This is a genomic window from Hymenobacter montanus (assembly GCF_014699115.1).
In the GTDB taxonomy this organism is placed as follows: Bacteria; Bacteroidota; Bacteroidia; order Cytophagales; family Hymenobacteraceae; genus Hymenobacter; species Hymenobacter montanus.
The window spans coordinates 227,034-245,689 of sequence record NZ_JACXAD010000002.1 but is presented as its reverse complement, the minus strand read 5'-3'; the positions used below and the strand labels follow the sequence as shown (position 1 = coordinate 245,689).

Genomic DNA, 18,656 nt, shown 5'->3' with positions numbered 1-18,656 from the left:
TGCTTACTACCCCGACTTGGAAACTGCGCTAGTATTTGCGCTGCAGTATCTCGCTGAGCACAAAAGCCGCGCGCACGCTTTCGGGCCGACGCAGCAGCTGGCGCACGGTTTGGTTCACGGACGGGGTGGAGACGGGGGCGGAGGGCCCAGTCGGGGGCAGTATGGGAGCCTTGGCCGAGGCCCGGGGCAGGCCCGACGACCGGCGGGCGGGGGGCGCGGGCGCATTGTGCGGCTTGGCGGTGGCGGGTGCTTCCAGGGAAGTTTGCCGCAGAACGGTTCGTTCCTGCGACTGCGCGGGGCGGGCTACCTCGTGCGGCATGGAACGGCCCCCCGGAGTACGTTCGACCGGAGCCGGGGCGGGGGCGTTGCGGGCCTGCATCTGTCGGAGCAGTTCCTCGAAAGTGGCCTTGGGCAGCTCGGGCACCGCTCCACCCGGGCGCCGGGGCCGCTCCTGGCTTTCGCGGACGCTGTTTTCCCGCATCTTTTTGATTATGCGGAATACGACGCTGCCAATGGCAAAGAGTATCCAGAATAGGGGGATTAATTTATCCATGACCGGAAGATAAGGCCAGCCGGCGAACACGCGGGGTTAACGCACGCCCTGCTCGGGAAAGCGCCCGGTTTTGGTGCGGTAGTAGGCCTTGATTTTGGCTTCGTCGGCCTCGTAGTCGCCAGTCGGGTACACGGGAGCGCCAATGCCGGCTTCCTTGAGGCGGTAATCGAGGTAGCCCAGGCGGATGGGCACGTGCGCGCCCAGGGCGGCGTAGTAATAGCCCTTGCGCCAGCGCGGCTGGTAGGCCCGGGTACCTTCCGGGGTGATGAGGATGACGAGCTCGTCGTGCTGGTCGAAGAGCTTCACCATGCCGTCCACGAGGCTGTTGTTTTTGCTGCGGTCGACGGGCAGGCCGCCAATGGCGCGCACCAGCCAGCCGAGCGCCCAGTGCTCGGTCCACTCCTTTTTCACGGTGAAGCGCACGTCCACGTCCATGAGGTAGAAGGCGGCCCGGGCGATGATCAGATCCCAGTTGCTGGTGTGCGGGGCCGCAATCATCATGCTTTTCCTGATTTCCGGGTTGGCAATTTCGCCCAGGTGCCAGCCGCCCACCCAAAATACGAATTTGGCCATGTAGTACCAGAAAGTAGAAGTCTTGCGGGCGGGCATCGGAGCGTAAGGAATGAGTTAAGGGGAAAGAGAAATGAGTTACTCGCTCGCAAACCGCGGCAGCGAGGCACAAAGATGGGCTCTGTCGGCGAAGCGCCAGCCCACGCGCGCTAAAACAGCGCGTGCAGGGCCGCGGCCTGGCCCAGGGTGTAGCGATAGCCGATGTCGAACAGCTCGGCTCCGTGCTTGTAGCTCAGGGGCCGGAAATGACGCAGCTCGGGCGGTTCGAGCAACAGGTGGCACTGGCTTTTGCGGGCGGCCGTGTTGGCATTGATGGCCAGCTGCAGCGTGCGCTCCACCAGCCGCCGGAAGTTGGGAATGTGGGCTTCGGGGTTGACGGGGTTGCAGTGCACGCCTACCACGCGCAGGTCGTCGTGGCCCAGCAGGGGCTCCACCGGCAAGTTGTTGAGCAGGCCGCCGTCGACCAGCTGCCGGCCCTGGTAATCCACGGGCCGGTACACGATGGGCACCGCCGAAGAGGCCAGCAGCGGCGGCACCAGGGGCCCGGAGCTGAAGTAGACCGACTCGCCGGCCAGCAGGTCGGTGGCCACCAGCGTAAGCGGCCGGCTCAGGTCTTCGAAGTTGGCCGTGGAGCCCAACTGCCGGGTAATCAGCTCGGCCACTGCATCGAGGTGCAGCAGGCCAAACCGGCTGAAGGCCGGCCGGGTCAGGCGAAACAAGTTGGTGGACAGCAGCAGGCGCAGCACTTCGCGGGGGGCGAAGCCGGCCGCGTAAAACACGCTCGCAATCGCCCCGGAGCTCACGCCCGCCAGCTGGGCTACCGGCAGTTGCAGCTCGTCGAGCGCGGCCAGCACGCCCAAATGCGCAATCCCGCGTGCTCCTCCCCCAGATAATGCCAACCCAAGCTGGACCATGTTGTTCGGTGTTTAAGGACGCCGCCAGCAATAAGCAGCCGGCCGAATGGTAAGCGGTTGCGGCCGGGGAGCCCTCTCCTACTCCCGGCCGATGTTCGTGAACCAATTACTTCGGTTCGGGAACACTGGTTGCCGGGCGGGCCGCAAGCGGCCCCCGCATTTCGCCATACGCAAAAACGGCCGCCACAACCAATTCCGGGCTTACAAATCGGCCAGGCGCAGGGTTTCGGCCAGGCGCACGCCTTTGTCGGTGTGCTGCACGGTGCAGGCTTCGTGGGTGGGGTCGTGTTCGAGCAGCAGCACCCAGTTTTCGTCGGCCGCACGGCGGAGCACGGCTCCCTTTTCAGCCATGGTAACGAGCGGGCGCATGTCGTAGCTCATCACGTAGGGCAGCGGAATGTGGCCGGCACTAGGCAGCAGATCGGCCATGAACGCCAGCGTCCGGCCTTTATACCGCATCAGCGGTACCATCATCTTCTCGGTGTGCCCGTCGGCCCGGATGATTTCGCCGAACTGCGGCAGGGCAGCCGGCACGCCCCCCTGCGCCTCCACGAACTGCAAGTGGCCGCTTTCCTGGATGGGCAGGATGTTTTCCCGCAGGAAGCTGGCTTTCTCGCGCGGGTTGGGCGTTACGGCCCAGTTCCAGTGGTCCTCGTTGCTCCAGTACGTCGCGTTCGGAAACGCCAGCTCCAGCCCCCCGTCGGGCCGGCGCCGCACCGAGCCCCCGCAGTGGTCGAAATGCAGGTGGGTGAGGAAAACGTCGGTGACGTCGGCGCTGGTGAACCCCCGCTTCCGCAGCGACTTTTCCAGGGTATCGTCGCCGTGCAGGTAGAAGTGCCCGCGAAACTTCTCGTCCTGCTTGTCGCCGATGCCGTTGTCGATCAGCAGCAGCCGGCCACCGTCTTCAATCAGCAGGCAGCGCAGGGCCCAGGTGCACATGTTGTTGGCATCGGGCGGGTTCAGCTTCTGCCACATGCTCTTGGGCACCACGCCGAACATGGCGCCGCCGTCGAGCTTGAACAAACCGGTGTCGAGGGTATGGATGGTCATTTTATTAATTAAAAATTAAAAGTGAAAAATTAAAAAGGATGATTGCGGGCATCACACCACGCTGTCTATTTTTAATTTTTAATTCCTAATTTTTAATTTCATTCCACCACTACGCCCATTGCCGAGAACTTGTCGATGCGCTGGCTGATGCGGTCCTCGGCGGGAATGGTATTGAGCTCCTTCAGGGTTTTGAGCAGGGTGGTTTTCAGGGTGGAAATCATTTGCTCGGGGGCGGTGTGGGCGCCGCCCAGGGGCTCTTTCACGATGCCATCGACCAGGCCGGCGCGGTGCATGTCGATGGCCGTGAGCCTGAGGGCCTCGGCGGCCTGCTCCTTGTAGTCCCAGCTGCGCCACAGGATACTGCTGCACGACTCGGGCGAAATAACCGAGTACCAGGTGTTTTCCAGCATCAGCACCCGGTCGCCGATGGCAATGCCCAGGGCCCCGCCGCTGGCGCCTTCGCCGATGATGACGCAGATAACCGGCACCTTCAGCATGAACATCTCCTTGAGGTTGCGGGCAATGGCCTCGCCCTGCCCTCGCTCCTCGGCCTCGAGGCCGGGGAAGGCGCCGGGCGTGTCGATGAGCGTGACCACGGGCACGTTGAACTTCTCGGCCAGCTTCATCAGGCGCAGGGCCTTGCGGTAGCCCTCGGGGTTGGGCATGCCGAAATTGCGGTACTGCCGCTGCTTGGTGTTGTGGCCCTTTTGCTGGCCCACGAACATCACGGTCTGGCCGTCGAGCTCGCCGAAGCCGCCGACCATGGCCTTGTCGTCGCCCACGGTGCGGTCGCCGTGCAGCTCCACGAAGGTGGAGGTCATGCCCTCGATGTAGTCGAGGGTGTAGGGTCGGTCGGGGTGGCGCGAAAGCTGCACCCGCTGCCAGCGGGTAAGGTTGGCGTAGGTTTCCTTTTTGAGGGCTTTGATTTTGGCTTGCAGCGCCGCCACGGCCTCGTTCACGTCGACGCCGCTCTCGTCGGCCAGCTTTTGCATTTCGAGGAGCTTGCCTTCGAGGGCGGCAATGGGTTGTTCAAAATCGAGGAGCATGAACGAGGGTCTTTTCAGATGGAAGTAAGGGTAGAATCACGGCGGGCGGCGGGCCGGGCGAGAACCGGCGACCCGCCACCAGGAGCCGGAGCCAAAGCGGGGCGCAAAGGTAAAACATCCGCCGTTGGGGCGCGGCGTAAAAATTAATCACCCTGAAAAACAACCCTCAAGCCTCCCCTACCGGTGGTTTTCAGAAAAAACTTCGGCCCTGGCTTGCAGGCCGCGATTTTTCTCCCCTACCTTTGCAGCACCAAAACGGAAAACAGTCGCGTTTTTCGTCCGGCAAACGGTTTGGTAGTTCAGTTGGTTAGAATGCCGCCCTGTCACGGCGGAGGTCGCGGGTTCGAGTCCCGTCCAGACCGCGAATCGTTTGTGAAAACGCCCTGTAAGTCAAGTACTTACAGGGCGTTTTTTGTTGTCGGGGGCGCCAACGGGGACAGATTTCATTATCCCAGCTATCGCTCCCCTGGCAGGAGCGATAAAGTTACTTTAGGCAGGACTTGGTGTTGGTATGTTTTCACTGAGTTTCTACTGCTTATTCCAATGTTTTGGTAAGTTCTCGCCAAACTCCTGATAGAGATGGTTAGAATTCAGTACTATTAAATTCTCACGGGTTCGGGTTAGCGCAGTGTACACAATACTATGCAGCTGAGCATTTGACTCAGGGGCGTGTTCGGGAATAAATAGCACAATATTCTTTAATTCCCACCCCTTAAAACTGTGAATGGTAGACATTTTAAGTCGGCTATCACCGGGCCAAAAGGCCTTCTTATTCGGATGAAAGCCCTTTTCGTCCTCCCTTTCGAAGACGTGATTGACTTGAATTTTCTTCTGATTAAAGAAATCCACAGCCTCAAAACCAAGCTCGTGAGATGGAAGCAATATTACTATATCTGATGGATGATATTCAGCATGCTTGAGCCGCAGAAATGCAAAGTAGATATATTCAAGCCACTGGAAAGTTTTGATATTGAGCCATACAATATGCTGCGTATTGAGGAGCGTAAGCTGCTCAGTTGACTTTATAGCCCGAAGGTCCTGGTTAAGGTTGAAGGTTACGCTGAATTCATTTGTAATTTCCGCGATCGATTGAGGAAGACGGTAAGACGTTTTCAGGTCAATGTAGTTCTCACGAAATTTGTCTAGGCCGCCGCTACGATTTCCTCGTTTGTCAAGCCACAGCAACTCTCGCTCATAGATATTCTGCTTTTTATCGCAAACAACAAGAAGCTCGTCGCGAGAATCCAGGAAGTACTGAGTAAGCAGTTCGTACCATTCAAAATAATAATCTTGGCCTTCGTCGATGAGTACCGCGCTGTATTTAGGCAATGATTTTATTAATTCTTCTGATGCATTATTTATGGCTTGAATAACTGCATTAGGTACGCCTGTCTGAAAGAACTGTTGAATATCATCGTACCCTTTTGATTCAGGCCATTTTTTGCCGAGCTCGTTGAGACGGTCTTTGCAAAAGCCGTGAAAATGAACCAGAGTAAACCGCTCCATTGAAAACGCGAAGGGTGCACGTTTTATCATGTCGTGGATATAATGCCAGAGCGTGATATTATAAGTGATTATTAGCACCTCGTGGTCCTGCGAAGCAAGTTTGGCTGCACGATATGCTAACGCCTGCGTTTTGCCGCTGCCAGCTACTCCGCGGGCGCGATGATGGCCGGAGCGAGGTTCTGCCACCTTATATTGATTACCTCTTAGCGTAAGGGGGGTGCCTTGCTCGATGCTATGATATGGCGGCCGCATCCAAAAAATCACCTCTGCATTCCAACGAGGCTGCCAGTAGGAGCTACCGGTACGAGCAACATCAGGAACAATTTGACTAAGTTGAGACGAGGTCAGGCTGTCGAACCCAAACACTGGCTCATTCTTGAAAAACTTAGCTCGGTCAATAGATGCTTGGTGGTCGGTTTGGTCCTTTCGCTTGGGCGGGGCAAACATTATTTGAGCCGTCAGTGTGGTGCTCTTGTGAAAGTAGACGGCCGTTTTAATTAAGCCAAAGCTTGGCTGATTGGATTGTTTTTGTTCCCGGTCCAATTGTTCGCCTATTTCTGGCACCAACTGACTGATGAGTTTTTCGCGGTAATGCCGAGCTTGTTTCAGCGGGCTTTTTACTACTTGATATCCTTTTGGTGTGGTAACGCAAAACTCACCATTTCGCCAGGAGTAAAGCTCTAAATCCCAATCCTTGACCTCGTAAATCACCATTCCGACCGAAGGGTTGAGGATTACTATATCGGGTCGGGTTCCGTTGAAATACGGTTGGGCGAATATGAGCCAGCCCCCATAATGAGCAAGAGGCATTTTATCGTTCCACTGCAAATCCGAAGGAAGATGCTGGTCTAAATAACGAATTAACGCCTTCTCCCCGGGAGTCAGGGGGTTGTGCATTTTATCCAGTTGCTCCCATGAAGGATACAGTCGGTTACTCATTACCTTATCATTGATAGCCAGTATGTAAAATTGGCTATCAATGATAAGGCCTGCGTAACCTTTTTTAGCGCCAGGGCTCGATAAGTACGTAGTGCCGGCGTGCATTTCTTGCGGGTGGTGGGCAAGCCACCGGGATTTAATTTCTCAGTCATGGGCAGTGGAAGATAAGACTGCCCTCTCTCGTTTCAGCTGGACCGCCTTACAGATTCAACCTTTGCGGCCTCCACTTGGCTGTCGTTTGGCATACCCAAGGAATCCATGTAGCTCACCTTTTAATCTGCGAGCCATATTCGCCGTTGGTGAAGTATAACAACAACGCCTTAGGCTACCCCAGCAACCTAACCGTAGCGGCTGAGGTATTAGCCGATATACTTGCGCTTCGGTTCTGAGGCTATCTTGAATGAAAATACTATTGGTGGAAGACGAGCCCAAGCTGGCCTCGTTTGTCAGGAAAGGCTTCGAAAATGAGGGGTACGACTTCAGCGTGGCTTTCGATGGACGCATGGGGTTCTCGCTGGTGCAGCAGGGGTACTACGACCTGGTCATTTTAGATGTGAACCTGCCCTACATCAACGGATTTGAACTGTGCCGCTTAATCCGGGCCGACTATCCGCAGCTGCCGGTGCTGCTGCTCACGGCACTGGACAGCCTCGACGACAAGGTGACCGGCTTTGAGAAAAGCTGGGCGAGGAGGATTTGCTAGAGGAGGTGTCCCCTATACGTTTTTCAACGTACCTCTACCCGGGAACTCACCCCAGCTTCATTCCCAGTTTGTTTTCTTGCTTGAGGTTAGCCCGTTGTCTCTCCGTGCTGAGGGAATTGGCTGACCTGCCTGCCCGCTTATTCCCCCCGGATGCCCTTCTTCCCTTCGCGCTATGCCCAGGCCCTGGCCTGGCTGGACCAGCAGCTCCTCCAACGGCTCTATACCGACCGGGTGCGCCGGCTTATCCTGCAGAGCTTCCCGTTTTGGTTTGCCTCCGTGGTGGTGGGCCTGGTAGCCGTGGGCTACGAACGGCTGTTTATCTGGGCCGAGCTGGTCAGTTTTGCCTGGCTCCGCCGGGAACCGCTGCTGGCCTTCGGGCTCACACCACTGGCTTTCCTGGTATCCTGGGCGCTGGTGCAACGCTGGGCGCCGGCGGCACGGGGCAGCGGCATTCCCCAGGTTATGGCCGGCATCGAGTTGTCGAACCCAGCCCAGCACCACCGCACGGGCTACCTGCTCAGCTTGCGGGTGGCCTTCGTAAAGGTGCTGAGCAGCGTGGCCCTGCTGCTGGGCGGCGGAGTCATCGGGCGAGAGGGGCCCACCATTCAGGTTGCGGCGGCCATTTTTCGGGCTATCAATAAGCTGCAGCCCGCCGGCTGGCCGCAGCTCTCCCGGCAGATTGCACTGGTCACGGGCGGGGCGGCCGGTTTGGCCGCCGCCTTCAACACTCCGCTCGGCGGCATCGTCTTCGTGGTGGAAGAGCTGACCCAGATGCACATGGCCCGCTTTCGCATGGCCGTGTTTTCGGCCGTCATTGTGGCGGGCCTCACGGCCCAGTCGCTGCTGGGGCCGTACCTGTACCTGGGCTTTCCAAAGGTTACCTCCCACGCCGGTTGGTTTCTGGCCACGGTGGCGCTGGTGGCGGTCATCTGCGGGCTGGCGGGCGCCGTATTCGCGAAGGCGCTGCTCTGGCTGGGTAATTACCGCAAACGCTTCACGACCTGGGGCCGGCAGGCGGCCTGGGTAGCCGGCTGCGGCCTGCTGCTGGCCGGGCTGGCGTACGCCGTGGGCCAGGAGGGCGTGGGCACGGGCAAGCCCATCATCAACCGGCTACTGTTTCAGAATGACGGGCAGACGCCCTGGTACCTGTTTCCGGTGCGCTTTGCCGGCATGGCCCTGAGCTACAGCGGCGGCGGGGCGGGCGGCATCTTCGCCACGTCGCTCAGCGCCGGGGCCGTGCTGGGCGACGGGCTGTGCCGGCTGGGAGGCGTGTCGCTGGAAGACCGCAACCTGCTGATTCTGGTGAGCATGGTTAGCTTCCTAACCGGCGTGGTGCGCTCCCCGTTTACGGCCGCTATTCTAGTGCTGGAAATGACGGACCGCCACTCGGCCATCTTCCAGTTGCTGCTTAGCGGCATAACGGCCCAGGCCGTGGCCTCCCTCGTCGACCCGCATTCCTTCTACGAGCACCTGAAAGCGGGCTTTATGCGCGAGACCCTGACCGAGTCCTCGCTGCCGGCGCCGCGACCGGCCGGCAGCCCGACCCAGGAGTAAACGGGGCGGCGCCGAATAGCTGAAAGCCCGGCGACCGGGGGCCTCCGCCGCAAGAAGGCCTGAGCAAAGCCCTGCTACCGGGTTAGTAACAACTGCACGGCCTGCTTCCCGCCGGCTCGCAAGCTTAGCCACCGACGCAGGCGCTGCTGCTCGGCTACCGGCAGCGGCCGCGCGGTGCGGACCGACACGATGATGGTTGTATCGGCCCGCAGCGAATCGGCCGCCGGCCGCACTACGCGGCTCAGGCCCAGTTGGCGCACGGCCGGGTGCTCGACCTGCAATTCCCGCAGCAGGGCCGGGGCGGCGGGCAGCCCGGTTAGGGCCGGGTGGTCGGGGTGGGTGAGCATCTGCTGGAGTTGAGCCAAGCGGGCGTCGTAGCCGGCCAGCGTCTGCTCATTGCGACTGCGCACGTCTTCGAGCAGGCTGTTGCGCATGGTTTGGGCATCGGCCGAGTCCAGCTGCGCCAGTCCTTGGCGCACCGTGAGTTGGGCGTTGGGCAGGCGGTAGCGGGCCAGGTTATTCCGGGCTCGGTTCAACTGCGCCCGCGTGAGCGGCTCGCCAGTCAGCAGCACGTTGATGGTGCGCGTATCCGTTGCGATGCGGCGCGTGACCACGAACGTACCGGGCAAGTTTAGCTGCTCGTCCACGAAGCGCTGGGCGTTGTGGGCAAACACCGTGCGTTGCACGATGCGCGATGCGAGGTAGACGCTGGGTCCCCCCGTAAGCAGCGCCACCGCCCAGATGGTGAGCTGCACCCGCCGGGCCCGCTGGTGGTTGACGAACGTATGGTGCGGCAGCGGCAGGATGCGGGCCACCAGAAACGTCGCCAGGCTGATAAACACGCCGTTGATAAAAAACAGGTACAGCGCCCCGAACAGGTAGCTCCAATGGGCCGTGGCCAGCCCGTAGCCGGCCGTGCACAGCGGCGGCATCAGCGCCGTGGCAATGGCCACCCCGGGAATGGTGTTGCCCCGCGAGCGGCGGGTGAGGCCCACGGCACCGGCCGCCCCACCGAACAGCGCAATAAGTACGTCCCACGTCGTGGGTTGGGTGCGGGCCAGCAGCTCGGAGCCCGCGTCGGTGAGCGGCGTGAGCCGGAAATACAGAGCCGAAACCAAGAGGCTGATGCCCGCCGCGATGAACAAGTTTTTTACTCCCCGGTGTACCATCTCCACCTCGGCCGTGGCCGCCCCGAAGCCAATGCCCACGATGGGTCCCATGAGAGGGGAAATGAGCATGGCCCCGATGATGACGGCCGTAGAGTTGACGTTGAGCCCCACCGAAGCCACCAGGATGGCGAAGATGAGCACCCACAGGTTGGTGCCTTGGAAGGCTATTCCTTCTTCTACTCCGGCCACGATGTGGTTCGGGTCAGCCATGTCATGGGAAAGGTCGAAGCGCTGGCGAAGCCAGCGAAGAAGGCGCACGAGCATAGCAGAGTAATCATTGGTGAATGCGCTCCATACGCATCCTTCCGCACAACAGTCGCAGGCGTGCGACCAAGCACAAATCACAGATGAGGAAGCAAGGTAAGAGCCGCCAAAAGTACCCGGCCCTTAGCTTACCCGTCGTTTTTTAGCTGCCAAACAACGGAGCCAGGGCCTCGTGCAGGCCCTGGGCTATTGCCTCCGTGTTGGCAAACTGCCCGGGCGCGATGCGCCGCTGTATTCGCTGCAGCTGCTGCCGGCCGTAGTCGATTTCGGTCTCCAACGCGGGCCGGATGCGGATGATGTTGTCGAGGTAAGCGGGCAAACTCGCCAGCAGCTTGCGCAACGCCGCCTCACTTGGCGGCTGGCGGAGCAGGGACCGGTGCAAGATGCGCAGTCGTTCGTACGAGGTCACGGGCATGGGGGTGATGATGTCCCCGGGTTCAAGTCGTGGCCTGGGAGGTGAGGCAGGCGTGGGGCGCCCAGCAGCGTTCGCTGGGCGAAGGAGCGTCAGGGGGCAATTGGCCGCCTTGTCTTGGCCCCATCCAGAGTGGGTTTGCTGGCCGGAGCAGGCAGCAAAGGAGCCGGTCGAAGATTAAAACGAGCTGAACAAGGCATTAAAAAACATTAACGGCCCGACTCAGTGAATTATAAACTGGGCCCTTCACCGCAACGGCGGCTCAGCCCCGCCGCCTTCTTGATGAAATTATACAACACCCTGGTGCTGCGCATTGCGCTAGCTGCCGTACTTGGCTACGCCCCCTGCTTCGTCAAGCAGCCGGGTACCACTGGGGTGCTTCCCCCTCGTCATGGGCACACCCTACGGTTTAGTAGCAACTGCACGGCCTGCTTTCCGCCAGCCGAGGCTGCGGAATAAAGAGCCAAAGTTAGGATGGATTGTGCTTGCGAAGCAATGGGTTACGCGAGCCACAATTTTTTTGATGGCAGAAAGAATGACAAAAAGTGCGTCGTTTAGCCTGTTAGGTCGAAAATAAAACTTGCGAAAAGCGGTGCGAAAAAAAATTAACATTGCCGATGAATTGCCGGGCGTAACAATGCCGTAATTTTGCCTCATGCTTCAACCAAAAAACTTGTTGATGAAGCGTGGGACCCTGCTCGGCAGGGAACCGCGAGTGGACCGGAAGGTCTTCGCCACCATCGGTTCTCCCGATTTTGCCGCTGGCATTTCCGTTGTTTTTCCTTGGTATTGCCCCGCCACCGTTTCGGATTTCGAAACGGTTTTTTTATGCCCATTGAGTTCGTCGGCTGCCGCCCCGCGGCCCATTCATAACTCAAACCCATACCTCCCCTGGACGCCAACATCCTCTCCCCCACCGGGGCGGCTGCCATCGCCTCGGCCCACCCCGGCAGCCAGTTGCTCCGGCATGGGTAGTGGCAGGTAAGCCTTCACCCTGTCCGTTTTAGCTCGACGACCTCACTTTTCCCAACTCTGGTATGGCACGTAAAGACCTGCTCGACATCGCATCCCTTCACCGTGAGGAAATCGAGTTCCTGCTCGACCAATCCACGTCTTTTAAAAAATTATTCACCCGTTCGGTGAAAAAAATCCCCGCCCTCGAAGGCAAGTCCGTGCTCATGCTATTTTATGAGGCCAGCACCCGGACGCACTCCTCCTTCGAGGTTGCCGCCAAACGCCTCTCGGCGGAGGTAACGAATTTCAACGTCGACCATTCCTCCATCACCAAGGGCGAGTCGGTTCGCGAAACCATCGAGACGCTCCAGGCCATGCGCACCGACTACATCGTCGTCCGCCATAGTCACTCGGGCCTACCCGGCATGATTGCCCGCCAAACCACGGCGTCGGTCATCAACGCCGGCGACGGGGCGCATGAACACCCGACCCAGGCCCTGCTGGACGCCTTCACCATCAAGGAGAAATTTCCCGACCCCCGGGGCAAGAAGGTCCTCATCATTGGGGATATTCTCCACTCCCGGGTCGCGCGCTCCACCAGCACCCTGCTGCAAAAGCTGGGCATCGAGGTCGCCTACCTCGGCCCGGGTTCCCTGGTGCCCAAGTACGTCCCGGCAAGCATTCGCCGCTTCACCGACTACGAGGCGGCCATGGCCTGGGCGCCCGATGTGGTGTACCTGCTCCGCGTGCAGCTGGAGCGCCAGGACGTGCAGTTTTTTCCCAGCGTGCGCGAATACCACCGGGTGTACGGCATCACCAACACCCGGCTGGCGGAAATCCGCGACCGCGGTCTCTACATCATGCACCCCGGCCCCGTGAACCGGGGGGTCGAGCTCTGCGACGCCGTTATGGACTACGAGCGCAGCCTGATCACCAACCAGGTCGAAAACGGCATTTCCATTCGCATGGCCGTGCTCGACTGGCTCACGCCGGGTGGGGAATTCCCGCGGCAGGAATCGACCTACGCCGCCCGGCAGCGGGCTAGCTCGCCGGTGGTTATGCCCTGACCGTCGGGCGCGGCGGCTGACTCCGCTTCCTACTTTACACCTTCACTAATTCTTGCCAGTTTACCGAAATTATCACTTCATGATTCTCCTTCAAAATGCCCGCATCGCCTCCGAAAATTCACCCGTGCTGCTCGAGGGCGATGTCCTGATTGTCGAAGGAAAAATTCAGGACATCGGCAGCAACCTGACCGTTCCCAAGGGCGCCCGCGTCATCGACGCGCGTGGTCGCGTACTTATGCCGGGCATGTTTGATGCCCACGTCCATTTTCGCGCACCGGGATTTGAGAATAAGGAAACCATCACCACGGGGAGCGAGGCGGCCATCAACGGCGGCGTTACCGGGGTGGTCATGATGCCCAACACCCGCCCGGCTCTCGACTCGGCGACGGCGGTGGCCACCGTGCTGGAAAACGCCAAGGACCGGTCCCGCATCCCGGTGTACACCTCCGGCTGCGTCACCAAGGACCGCCAGGGCAAGGAACTGGCGGAAATTGAGGGCATGCGCGAGCTCGGGGTGAAAATGCTCACCGACGATGGCGACACCACGGCCGACCCGGCGGTGCTGCTGCGCGCGATGCAGTACGCCACCGAGTTTGGGATGTTTTTCGCCAGCCACTGCGAGGTGCCGGAGCTGGCCGGGCCGCGCGCCCTGAACGAAGGAGTGATGAGTTACCGGCTCGGCATCAAGGGCTCGCCGGCCTGCGCGGAGGAAATCATCATCGACCGCGACATCCGCCTGGCCCACGCGGCGGGCGCGCACGTGCACATCCAGCACGTTTCCAGCAAGCTCGGCATGGAAACCATCCGCTGGTGGAAATCGCGCGGCGACGTGCGGGTCACGGCCGAAGTGGCCCCGCACCACCTGCTGTTCACCGACGAGCACATCGGCGACTACGACACGAACTATAAAATGAACCCACCGCTGCGGACGCAGGCCGATTGTGATGCCCTGCTCGAAGGGCTCATCGAAGGCGTATTCGACCTCATTGCCACGGACCACGCGCCGCACACGCCGTTCGAAAAATCCCAGGATTTCATCAGCGCGCCCAATGGCATCACCGGCCTGGATACGGCCCTGGTGTCGCTCTATCACCACTTCGTGCGGCCCGGAAAATTCGGGTGGGACTTGGTGGTGAAACGCTATTCGGCGGAGCCCCGCCGCCTGATGGGCCTGCCGGTAGCCGCCATCGAAGTCGGCCAACAAGCCGAGTGCGTCTTGTTCGATCCCGAAGCGGAAACAACCTTCACGCGGGAGTTCATGAAATCCAAATCCCAGAACACGCCCTTCATCGACCAGACGTTGAAAGGCCGGGTAGACCTGGTGATTCTGGGTACGGAAATCCTGCTGGAGCGCTGAGTAGAAGAGCCTGTCGTCCGTCATACTTCGACTCCGCTCAGTATGACCGCCCTTTTGAGCAGTTCTTACTTTTCGGATAGCACGCCCGAAATCACGTTTTTTCGACCATCAGGGGCTGCCTAACCCCATCCACAAGGCCCATCCATGAGTACCCTCTCAACCTCCGACACCCCCAGCGCCGCCCCGGGCAATCCCCTGGTCGGCGTGGTCATGGGCTCCAGCAGCGACTGGGACACCATGCAGCACGCCGTACAGATGCTCGCGCACTTTGGCGTGGCCCATGAAGCGCGCGTGGTGTCGGCCCACCGCATGCCCGACGACTTATTTGCCTACGCCGAACAAGCCGGCCCGCGCGGCTTGCAGGCCATCATCGCCGGCGCGGGTGGGGCCGCCCACCTGCCGGGCATGATGGCCGCCAAAACCCCGCTGCCCGTGCTGGGGGTACCGGTGACCAGCCGCCATTTGCAGGGGGTGGACTCGCTGCACAGCATCGTGCAAATGCCCAAAGGGGTGCCCGTGGCCACGTTTGCGATTGGCAACGCCGGGGCGGCCAATGCCGCGCTGTTCGCGGTCAGCATGCTGGCGCTGCACGACCCGAGCCTGGCGACCAAGCTGCGGGCCTTTCGCGCCGAACAAACCGAAGCCGCTCGCGCCATGACGCTGCCCGTATGAGCGCCGGTATTCACGTTGCGGCCATGATCCCGGTTTTCCCGGGCAGTGAGGACGCCGCGGGCCAGCGGGCTACCCTGGGGGTGCTGGGGGGCGGCCAGCTAGGCCGGATGTTTGTGCATGCCGCCCAGCGCCTGGGTTACTTCACCGCCGTGCTGGAGCCCGACGCGCAAAGCCCGGCCGGGCGGGTAAGCCACCACCACATCCGGACCGACTACAACGACCCGGCCGGGCTGGCGCAACTGGCTCAACTGTGCCAGGCCATCACCACCGAGTTTGAAAACGTGCCCGCCCAGGCCCTGCAAACGCTGGCACTGACCCGACCCGTGGCGCCGGGCGCGGCCGTGGTGGGCATTGCCCAAAACCGCATCGAGGAAAAAGCTCTCTTCGCAGCCTGCGCTGACCTATCCGGGGTGAGCTGCGCGCCCTATGCGGTGATTGAAACGCCGGCCCAGCTGCAAGCCGTGCAGAACGACCGGCCTGACTTGCTGCCCGGCATCCTGAAAACCACGCGCCTGGGCTACGACGGCAAGGGCCAAGTCCGCGTCAAGACCGCCATTGAGTTGGCCGCCGCCTGGGCGGAGTTGGGCAGCGCCGCCTGCGTGCTGGAAAAGATGCTGCCGCTAACCGCCGAGTGCTCGGTGCTGGTGGCGCGCGGCTGGGACGGGCAAGTCGTCAGCTTCGCCCCGCAGCGCAACGTGCACGTCGATGGCATTTTGGCCGTGACCCACGCGTACGAAGGAAATATGCCGCCAGACCTGGCAAATAGGGCCCGCGAGGCCGCGGTTTCACTAGCGCAGCATATTGGCTATGTCGGGGTGCTGTGCGTCGAGTTTTTTGTGGTGGACGACGGCAGCGAGCACGGCGGCCTGGTGGTCAACGAGATGGCCCCGCGCCCGCACAACAGCGGCCACTACACCCTGGACGCCTGCGATGTGTCGCAGTTTGACCTGCAGGTCCGCGCCATGGCGGGCTTGCCCTTGCCGCCGCCGCGCCAGCATTCCCCGGCCATCATGCTTAACCTGCTGGGCGAGGTGTGGTTTGACGGCAGCGGGCAGCTGCGTGAGCCGGACTGGCCCAGCGTGCTGAGCCTGCCGGGAACGCACCTGCACCTGTACGGCAAGCTGCACGCCCGCGCCGGCCGCAAGATGGGCCACCTCACCATCACCGGCCCGGATGTCGCCAGGGTCAAAACCGTGGCGCGCCGCGCCGCTGATTTGCTCGGCTTGCCGGGGCTGGACGACATCTAGCTGCCTTTATCTGCTCTTGACCAAGCAGATAGCCGCTGCGCCTGGGCTGGCTGCTTGCTAACCCAAGCTGCGGACTATCAAGCCAGGAGTTAGTTCTAATCTTATTATACTCCGCAACTTAGATCAGGTAAGCGGGGCCTGAATTCATCAAATTGCATCGTGAAATACGGATACATCGAGCGGGAGCGGCGCTTCTTACTGTTGGTCTTGCCCAACGCGGTGAGCACAAGCACTCATTTCCGCTGCATCAATGATTGGTACCTGCCCCACGGTACGCTGCGGCTCCGTGAGGTGCGCGATGCGGCAGGCACAGTGCTGGTACGCAAGCTCACCCAAAAGGTGCGCCCCGCAGCTACGCCCCTCACGCATACTCAAACCACAACGCTCTACCTCTCAGCGGCCGAGTTTGAGTTGATGCGGCTACTCGGTGGAGCTTCCATTTGCAAGCGCCGCTACAATCTGCTCATGGCCGCCGGGGAGTTGGGCATCGACGTTTTTGAAGGCAACCTACGGGGCTTAGTACTGGCCGAAATGGAGTTTGCCGACGATGCTGCCATGCAGGCTTATTCAGGCCCCGACTTTCTGCATCAGGAAGTGACGCACAACCCGGATTTTCAGGGCGGCCGGCTAGCCCAGCTTGATGCCCAAGACCTAAAGGATCTGATGAGCCAGTACACCCAGTCTAGCCACCCCAAGCGAAGCAGTTGACAGAAATTAAAAAAGCGCTATTTCGCACATTCACGCGCCCGACCATTCAGCTGATAGTCCGCAACTTAGGCCAGATACCCCAGCTATCGCCCAGGACTTGACAACACCGGTACCACTTTTAACATTTATCATTCCCAGCCGTGCCGCCGCGGCTCCCCCTCTCCACCATGTCGCGCATCAAGCGAGGGAAGGGGGCCGGGGGGTGAGGCAAACCACCAGAACATGACCCAAGCAGTAAAAACCGTAAAACTCATTCTCGAAGACGGCACCTCCATCGAAGGCGAATCCTTCGGGGCCTTTACCTCTGCTGCGGGCGAGGTGGTGTTCAGCACGGCCATGACGGGCTACCCCGAAAACCTCACCGACCCGTCCTTTGCGGGCCAGATTCTGGTGCTCACCACCCCCATGGTGGGCAACTACGGCGTGCCCGGCGAGGAGCTCTACGAGTCGATTTCGAAGATTTTCGAGTCCGACAAGATTCACATTGCCGGGCTGGTGGTGAACTACTACTCCGAGGAGCACAGCCACTGGAACGCCGCCAAAAGCCTGGGCGACTGGCTGAAGGAATACAACATCCCCGGCATCTGCGGCGTCGACACCCGCATGCTCACCAAGAAGCTGCGCGAGAACGGCGCCCTGCTGGGCAAAATCGTGGCCGAGGACGACGTGCCCTTCCACGACCCCAACCTCGACAACCTGGTGGCCCAGGTGAGCCCGGCCGGCATCCGGCACTACGGTAGCGGCCAGCACAAAATCGTGCTGGTGGACTGCGGCACCAAAACCAACATCATCCGCTGCTTCCTGGAACGCGACGTGGAGCTGATTCGCGTGCCCTGGGACTACGATTTCACGGCCCTCGACTACGACGGCCTGTTCCTGAGCAACGGCCCCGGCGACCCCAAAATGTGCGCGGCTACCATCCGGCACCTGCAAAAGGCCCTGGCCCAGGACAAGCCCATCTTCGGCATCTGCCTGGGCAGCCAGCTCATGGGCCTGGCGGCGGGCGGCGACACCTTCAAGCTGAAATACGGCCACCGCAGCCACAACCAGCCCGTGAAGCTCACCGGCACCCAGCGCTGCTACATCACCAGCCAGAACCACGGCTTCGCGGTGGATACCGCGACGCTCCCCGCCGAGTGGAGCATGCTGTTCGAGAACCTGAACGACGGCACCTGCGAAGGCATCAAGCACCAGACGAAGCCGTTTTTCTCCACCCAGTTTCACCCCGAAGCCGCCGGTGGGCCGGAGGACACGGAGTATCTGTTTGACGACTTTTTGAAAGCGGTGGCGGAGTATAAGGCTACAAAAGTCAAATAGGCTTTACCAACCATGATAACGGATAAAAGCGAGATACTTAAAGTACTGAAAGCTGCGCTTTCCGGCACCTATTATGCAAAGTTCACTTATTACATCACTGCCTTTGAGTGTGAATTATTTAATGACCATCTTGATATCAGCGCCTATCTTATTCTTAGCGAAATTGAATTAGCGGACAAGACTGAATGGAATAAATGGGTGCAGTCAGCCCCGTTCAATATAGAAAACAATAACGGACCGGAAGAGCCCGCCAGAGTCTTTTTGATGGGCTTATTAACTCAGGCCATAGTTCAGGATATAGAAGAAGAGAACGAGGGCACTCTAATAATCACTTTCCAAAATGGGCTAAGAGCGAGGTTGGTAGGCGAAGTTGAAACCGTAGACATTTCTTGGACAATTCAATTTAGAAATTCTGATGGCCAGAAAATTGGCGACTGTACTTCCTCGTTCAATAAGCTGTTCCTGAATATCAGCGAAGAGTTTGCAAATAAGTTGCATTTGACTGACCATTGATTTAGAAACCTGGGAAGCCTGACTCCAACGAAGCGGTAGAGGCGCTTCGACTTCACTGCGCTCCGCTCAGCATGACATTCTAAAATCCACATAAAACACAAACCCACAAATCGTCTGGCTCCCCCTCTCCCGGAGGGGGCC

At 60.0% G+C, this 18,656-nt stretch carries 18 protein-coding genes and 1 tRNA gene; 11 read left to right on the top strand and 8 right to left on the bottom strand.

What is annotated here, in order from left to right; all coding sequences use genetic code 11:
• Positions 1 to 28: 28 nt before the first annotated feature.
• From IC235_RS02765 to IC235_RS02745, 5 genes are all read right to left on the bottom strand, one after another.
• Positions 29 to 553: a hypothetical protein gene (locus tag IC235_RS02765; RefSeq protein WP_191003634.1), complete on the bottom strand. Its 525-nt coding sequence runs from the start codon at positions 551 to 553 to the stop codon at positions 29 to 31.
• A gap of 36 nt (positions 554 to 589) precedes the next feature.
• Positions 590 to 1,162 carry a 1-acyl-sn-glycerol-3-phosphate acyltransferase gene (locus IC235_RS02760; protein WP_191003633.1) on the bottom strand — a complete coding sequence of 191 codons (573 nt, stop codon included), beginning with the start codon at positions 1,160 to 1,162 and terminating at the stop codon, positions 590 to 592.
• 110 nt (positions 1,163 to 1,272) lie between these two features.
• On the bottom strand, positions 1,273 to 2,037 hold the full coding sequence (locus IC235_RS02755) for a patatin-like phospholipase family protein (RefSeq protein ID WP_191003632.1): 765 nt from the start codon (positions 2,035 to 2,037) through the stop codon (positions 1,273 to 1,275).
• A 201-nt stretch (positions 2,038 to 2,238) separates the two neighbouring features.
• Positions 2,239 to 3,087 (bottom strand): MBL fold metallo-hydrolase, encoded by an 849-nt coding sequence (locus IC235_RS02750; RefSeq protein ID WP_191003631.1) that lies wholly within the window; start codon positions 3,085 to 3,087, stop codon positions 2,239 to 2,241.
• A 98-nt stretch (positions 3,088 to 3,185) separates the two neighbouring features.
• Entirely contained in the window at positions 3,186 to 4,133 is a 948-nt protein-coding gene (locus tag IC235_RS02745; protein ID WP_191003630.1) for an acetyl-CoA carboxylase carboxyltransferase subunit alpha, read from the bottom strand.
• 288 nt (positions 4,134 to 4,421) lie between these two features.
• On the opposite strand from IC235_RS02745, the gene IC235_RS02740 reads away from it, so the two are divergent.
• A tRNA-Asp gene (locus IC235_RS02740) sits at positions 4,422 to 4,495 on the top strand.
• 166 nt (positions 4,496 to 4,661) lie between these two features.
• Here IC235_RS02740 and IC235_RS02735 read toward each other — a convergent pair.
• A complete protein-coding gene (locus IC235_RS02735) occupies positions 4,662 to 6,683 on the bottom strand; it encodes a nuclease-related domain-containing DEAD/DEAH box helicase (protein ID WP_191003629.1) in 2,022 nt (673 codons plus the stop codon).
• Positions 6,684 to 6,978: 295 nt separating this feature from the next.
• Here IC235_RS02735 and IC235_RS02730 point away from each other — a divergent pair, with 295 nt between their 5' ends.
• Both IC235_RS02730 and IC235_RS02725 read left to right on the top strand, forming a co-directional pair.
• Positions 6,979 to 7,281 (top strand): response regulator, encoded by a 303-nt coding sequence (locus tag IC235_RS02730; RefSeq protein ID WP_191003628.1) that lies wholly within the window; start codon positions 6,979 to 6,981, stop codon positions 7,279 to 7,281.
• Between the two features lie 150 nt (positions 7,282 to 7,431).
• Positions 7,432 to 8,835 (top strand): chloride channel protein, encoded by a 1,404-nt coding sequence (locus tag IC235_RS02725; protein ID WP_191003627.1) that lies wholly within the window; start codon positions 7,432 to 7,434, stop codon positions 8,833 to 8,835.
• 74 nt (positions 8,836 to 8,909) lie between these two features.
• On the opposite strand, the gene IC235_RS02720 is transcribed toward IC235_RS02725, so the two are convergent.
• Both IC235_RS02720 and IC235_RS02715 read right to left on the bottom strand, forming a co-directional pair.
• On the bottom strand, positions 8,910 to 10,268 hold the full coding sequence (locus IC235_RS02720) for a DUF389 domain-containing protein (RefSeq protein WP_191003626.1): 1,359 nt from the start codon (positions 10,266 to 10,268) through the stop codon (positions 8,910 to 8,912).
• 142 nt (positions 10,269 to 10,410) lie between these two features.
• Positions 10,411 to 10,677: a hypothetical protein gene (locus IC235_RS02715; RefSeq protein ID WP_191003625.1), complete on the bottom strand. Its 267-nt coding sequence runs from the start codon at positions 10,675 to 10,677 to the stop codon at positions 10,411 to 10,413.
• A 285-nt stretch (positions 10,678 to 10,962) separates the two neighbouring features.
• On the opposite strand from IC235_RS02715, the gene IC235_RS02710 reads away from it, so the two are divergent.
• The 8 genes from IC235_RS02710 to IC235_RS02675 all read left to right on the top strand — a co-directional run bounded on the left by IC235_RS02710 (position 10,963) and on the right by IC235_RS02675 (position 18,515).
• Positions 10,963 to 11,139, top strand: a complete 177-nt coding sequence (locus tag IC235_RS02710; protein WP_191003624.1) for a hypothetical protein — start codon at positions 10,963 to 10,965, stop codon at positions 11,137 to 11,139.
• 578 nt (positions 11,140 to 11,717) lie between these two features.
• Positions 11,718 to 12,701 carry an aspartate carbamoyltransferase catalytic subunit gene (locus IC235_RS02705; protein ID WP_191003623.1) on the top strand — a complete coding sequence of 328 codons (984 nt, stop codon included), beginning with the start codon at positions 11,718 to 11,720 and terminating at the stop codon, positions 12,699 to 12,701.
• A 79-nt stretch (positions 12,702 to 12,780) separates the two neighbouring features.
• The gene (locus tag IC235_RS02700; protein ID WP_191003622.1) at positions 12,781 to 14,058 is read left to right on the top strand and encodes a dihydroorotase; all 1,278 of its coding nucleotides are present in this window, start codon (positions 12,781 to 12,783) and stop codon (positions 14,056 to 14,058) included.
• A gap of 144 nt (positions 14,059 to 14,202) precedes the next feature.
• Positions 14,203 to 14,730, top strand: a complete 528-nt coding sequence (gene purE, locus IC235_RS02695; protein ID WP_191003621.1) for a 5-(carboxyamino)imidazole ribonucleotide mutase — start codon at positions 14,203 to 14,205, stop codon at positions 14,728 to 14,730.
• The gene (locus tag IC235_RS02690) at positions 14,727 to 15,977 is read left to right on the top strand and encodes a 5-(carboxyamino)imidazole ribonucleotide synthase (RefSeq protein WP_223847040.1); all 1,251 of its coding nucleotides are present in this window, start codon (positions 14,727 to 14,729) and stop codon (positions 15,975 to 15,977) included. The genes purE and IC235_RS02690 overlap by 4 nt, the downstream gene beginning before the upstream one ends.
• Before the next feature lie 159 nt (positions 15,978 to 16,136).
• Positions 16,137 to 16,685 carry a CYTH domain-containing protein gene (locus IC235_RS02685; RefSeq protein WP_191003620.1) on the top strand — a complete coding sequence of 183 codons (549 nt, stop codon included), beginning with the start codon at positions 16,137 to 16,139 and terminating at the stop codon, positions 16,683 to 16,685.
• A 222-nt stretch (positions 16,686 to 16,907) separates the two neighbouring features.
• Positions 16,908 to 18,002, top strand: a complete 1,095-nt coding sequence (gene carA / locus IC235_RS02680; protein ID WP_191003619.1) for a glutamine-hydrolyzing carbamoyl-phosphate synthase small subunit — start codon at positions 16,908 to 16,910, stop codon at positions 18,000 to 18,002.
• Positions 18,003 to 18,014: 12 nt separating this feature from the next.
• Entirely contained in the window at positions 18,015 to 18,515 is a 501-nt protein-coding gene (locus IC235_RS02675) for a hypothetical protein (protein ID WP_191003618.1), read from the top strand.
• The last annotated feature ends 141 nt before the right edge of the window (positions 18,516 to 18,656 follow it).

What these genes read in the sequence shown, in the direction of transcription:
- IC235_RS02700 (WP_191003622.1), top strand. Translation starts at nt 12,781, where the DNA reads ATGATTCTCCTTCAAAATGCCCGCATCGCCTCCGAAAATTCACCCGTG.
- carA (WP_191003619.1), top strand. Translation starts at nt 16,908, where the DNA reads ATGACCCAAGCAGTAAAAACCGTAAAACTCATTCTCGAAGACGGCACC.
- IC235_RS02765 (WP_191003634.1), bottom strand. Translation starts at nt 553, where the DNA reads ATGGATAAATTAATCCCCCTATTCTGGATACTCTTTGCCATTGGCAGC.
- IC235_RS02745 (WP_191003630.1), bottom strand. Translation starts at nt 4,133, where the DNA reads ATGCTCCTCGATTTTGAACAACCCATTGCCGCCCTCGAAGGCAAGCTC.
- IC235_RS02690 (WP_223847040.1), top strand. Translation starts at nt 14,727, where the DNA reads ATGAGCGCCGGTATTCACGTTGCGGCCATGATCCCGGTTTTCCCGGGC.
- IC235_RS02725 (WP_191003627.1), top strand. Translation starts at nt 7,432, where the DNA reads ATGCCCTTCTTCCCTTCGCGCTATGCCCAGGCCCTGGCCTGGCTGGAC.
- IC235_RS02675 (WP_191003618.1), top strand. Translation starts at nt 18,015, where the DNA reads ATGATAACGGATAAAAGCGAGATACTTAAAGTACTGAAAGCTGCGCTT.
- IC235_RS02730 (WP_191003628.1), top strand. Translation starts at nt 6,979, where the DNA reads ATGAAAATACTATTGGTGGAAGACGAGCCCAAGCTGGCCTCGTTTGTC.
- IC235_RS02735 (WP_191003629.1), bottom strand. Translation starts at nt 6,683, where the DNA reads ATGCACGCCGGCACTACGTACTTATCGAGCCCTGGCGCTAAAAAAGGT.
- IC235_RS02720 (WP_191003626.1), bottom strand. Translation starts at nt 10,268, where the DNA reads ATGCTCGTGCGCCTTCTTCGCTGGCTTCGCCAGCGCTTCGACCTTTCC.
- purE (WP_191003621.1), top strand. Translation starts at nt 14,203, where the DNA reads ATGAGTACCCTCTCAACCTCCGACACCCCCAGCGCCGCCCCGGGCAAT.
- IC235_RS02760 (WP_191003633.1), bottom strand. Translation starts at nt 1,162, where the DNA reads ATGCCCGCCCGCAAGACTTCTACTTTCTGGTACTACATGGCCAAATTC.
- IC235_RS02750 (WP_191003631.1), bottom strand. Translation starts at nt 3,087, where the DNA reads ATGACCATCCATACCCTCGACACCGGTTTGTTCAAGCTCGACGGCGGC.
- IC235_RS02710 (WP_191003624.1), top strand. Translation starts at nt 10,963, where the DNA reads ATGAAATTATACAACACCCTGGTGCTGCGCATTGCGCTAGCTGCCGTA.
- IC235_RS02705 (WP_191003623.1), top strand. Translation starts at nt 11,718, where the DNA reads ATGGCACGTAAAGACCTGCTCGACATCGCATCCCTTCACCGTGAGGAA.
- IC235_RS02755 (WP_191003632.1), bottom strand. Translation starts at nt 2,037, where the DNA reads ATGGTCCAGCTTGGGTTGGCATTATCTGGGGGAGGAGCACGCGGGATT.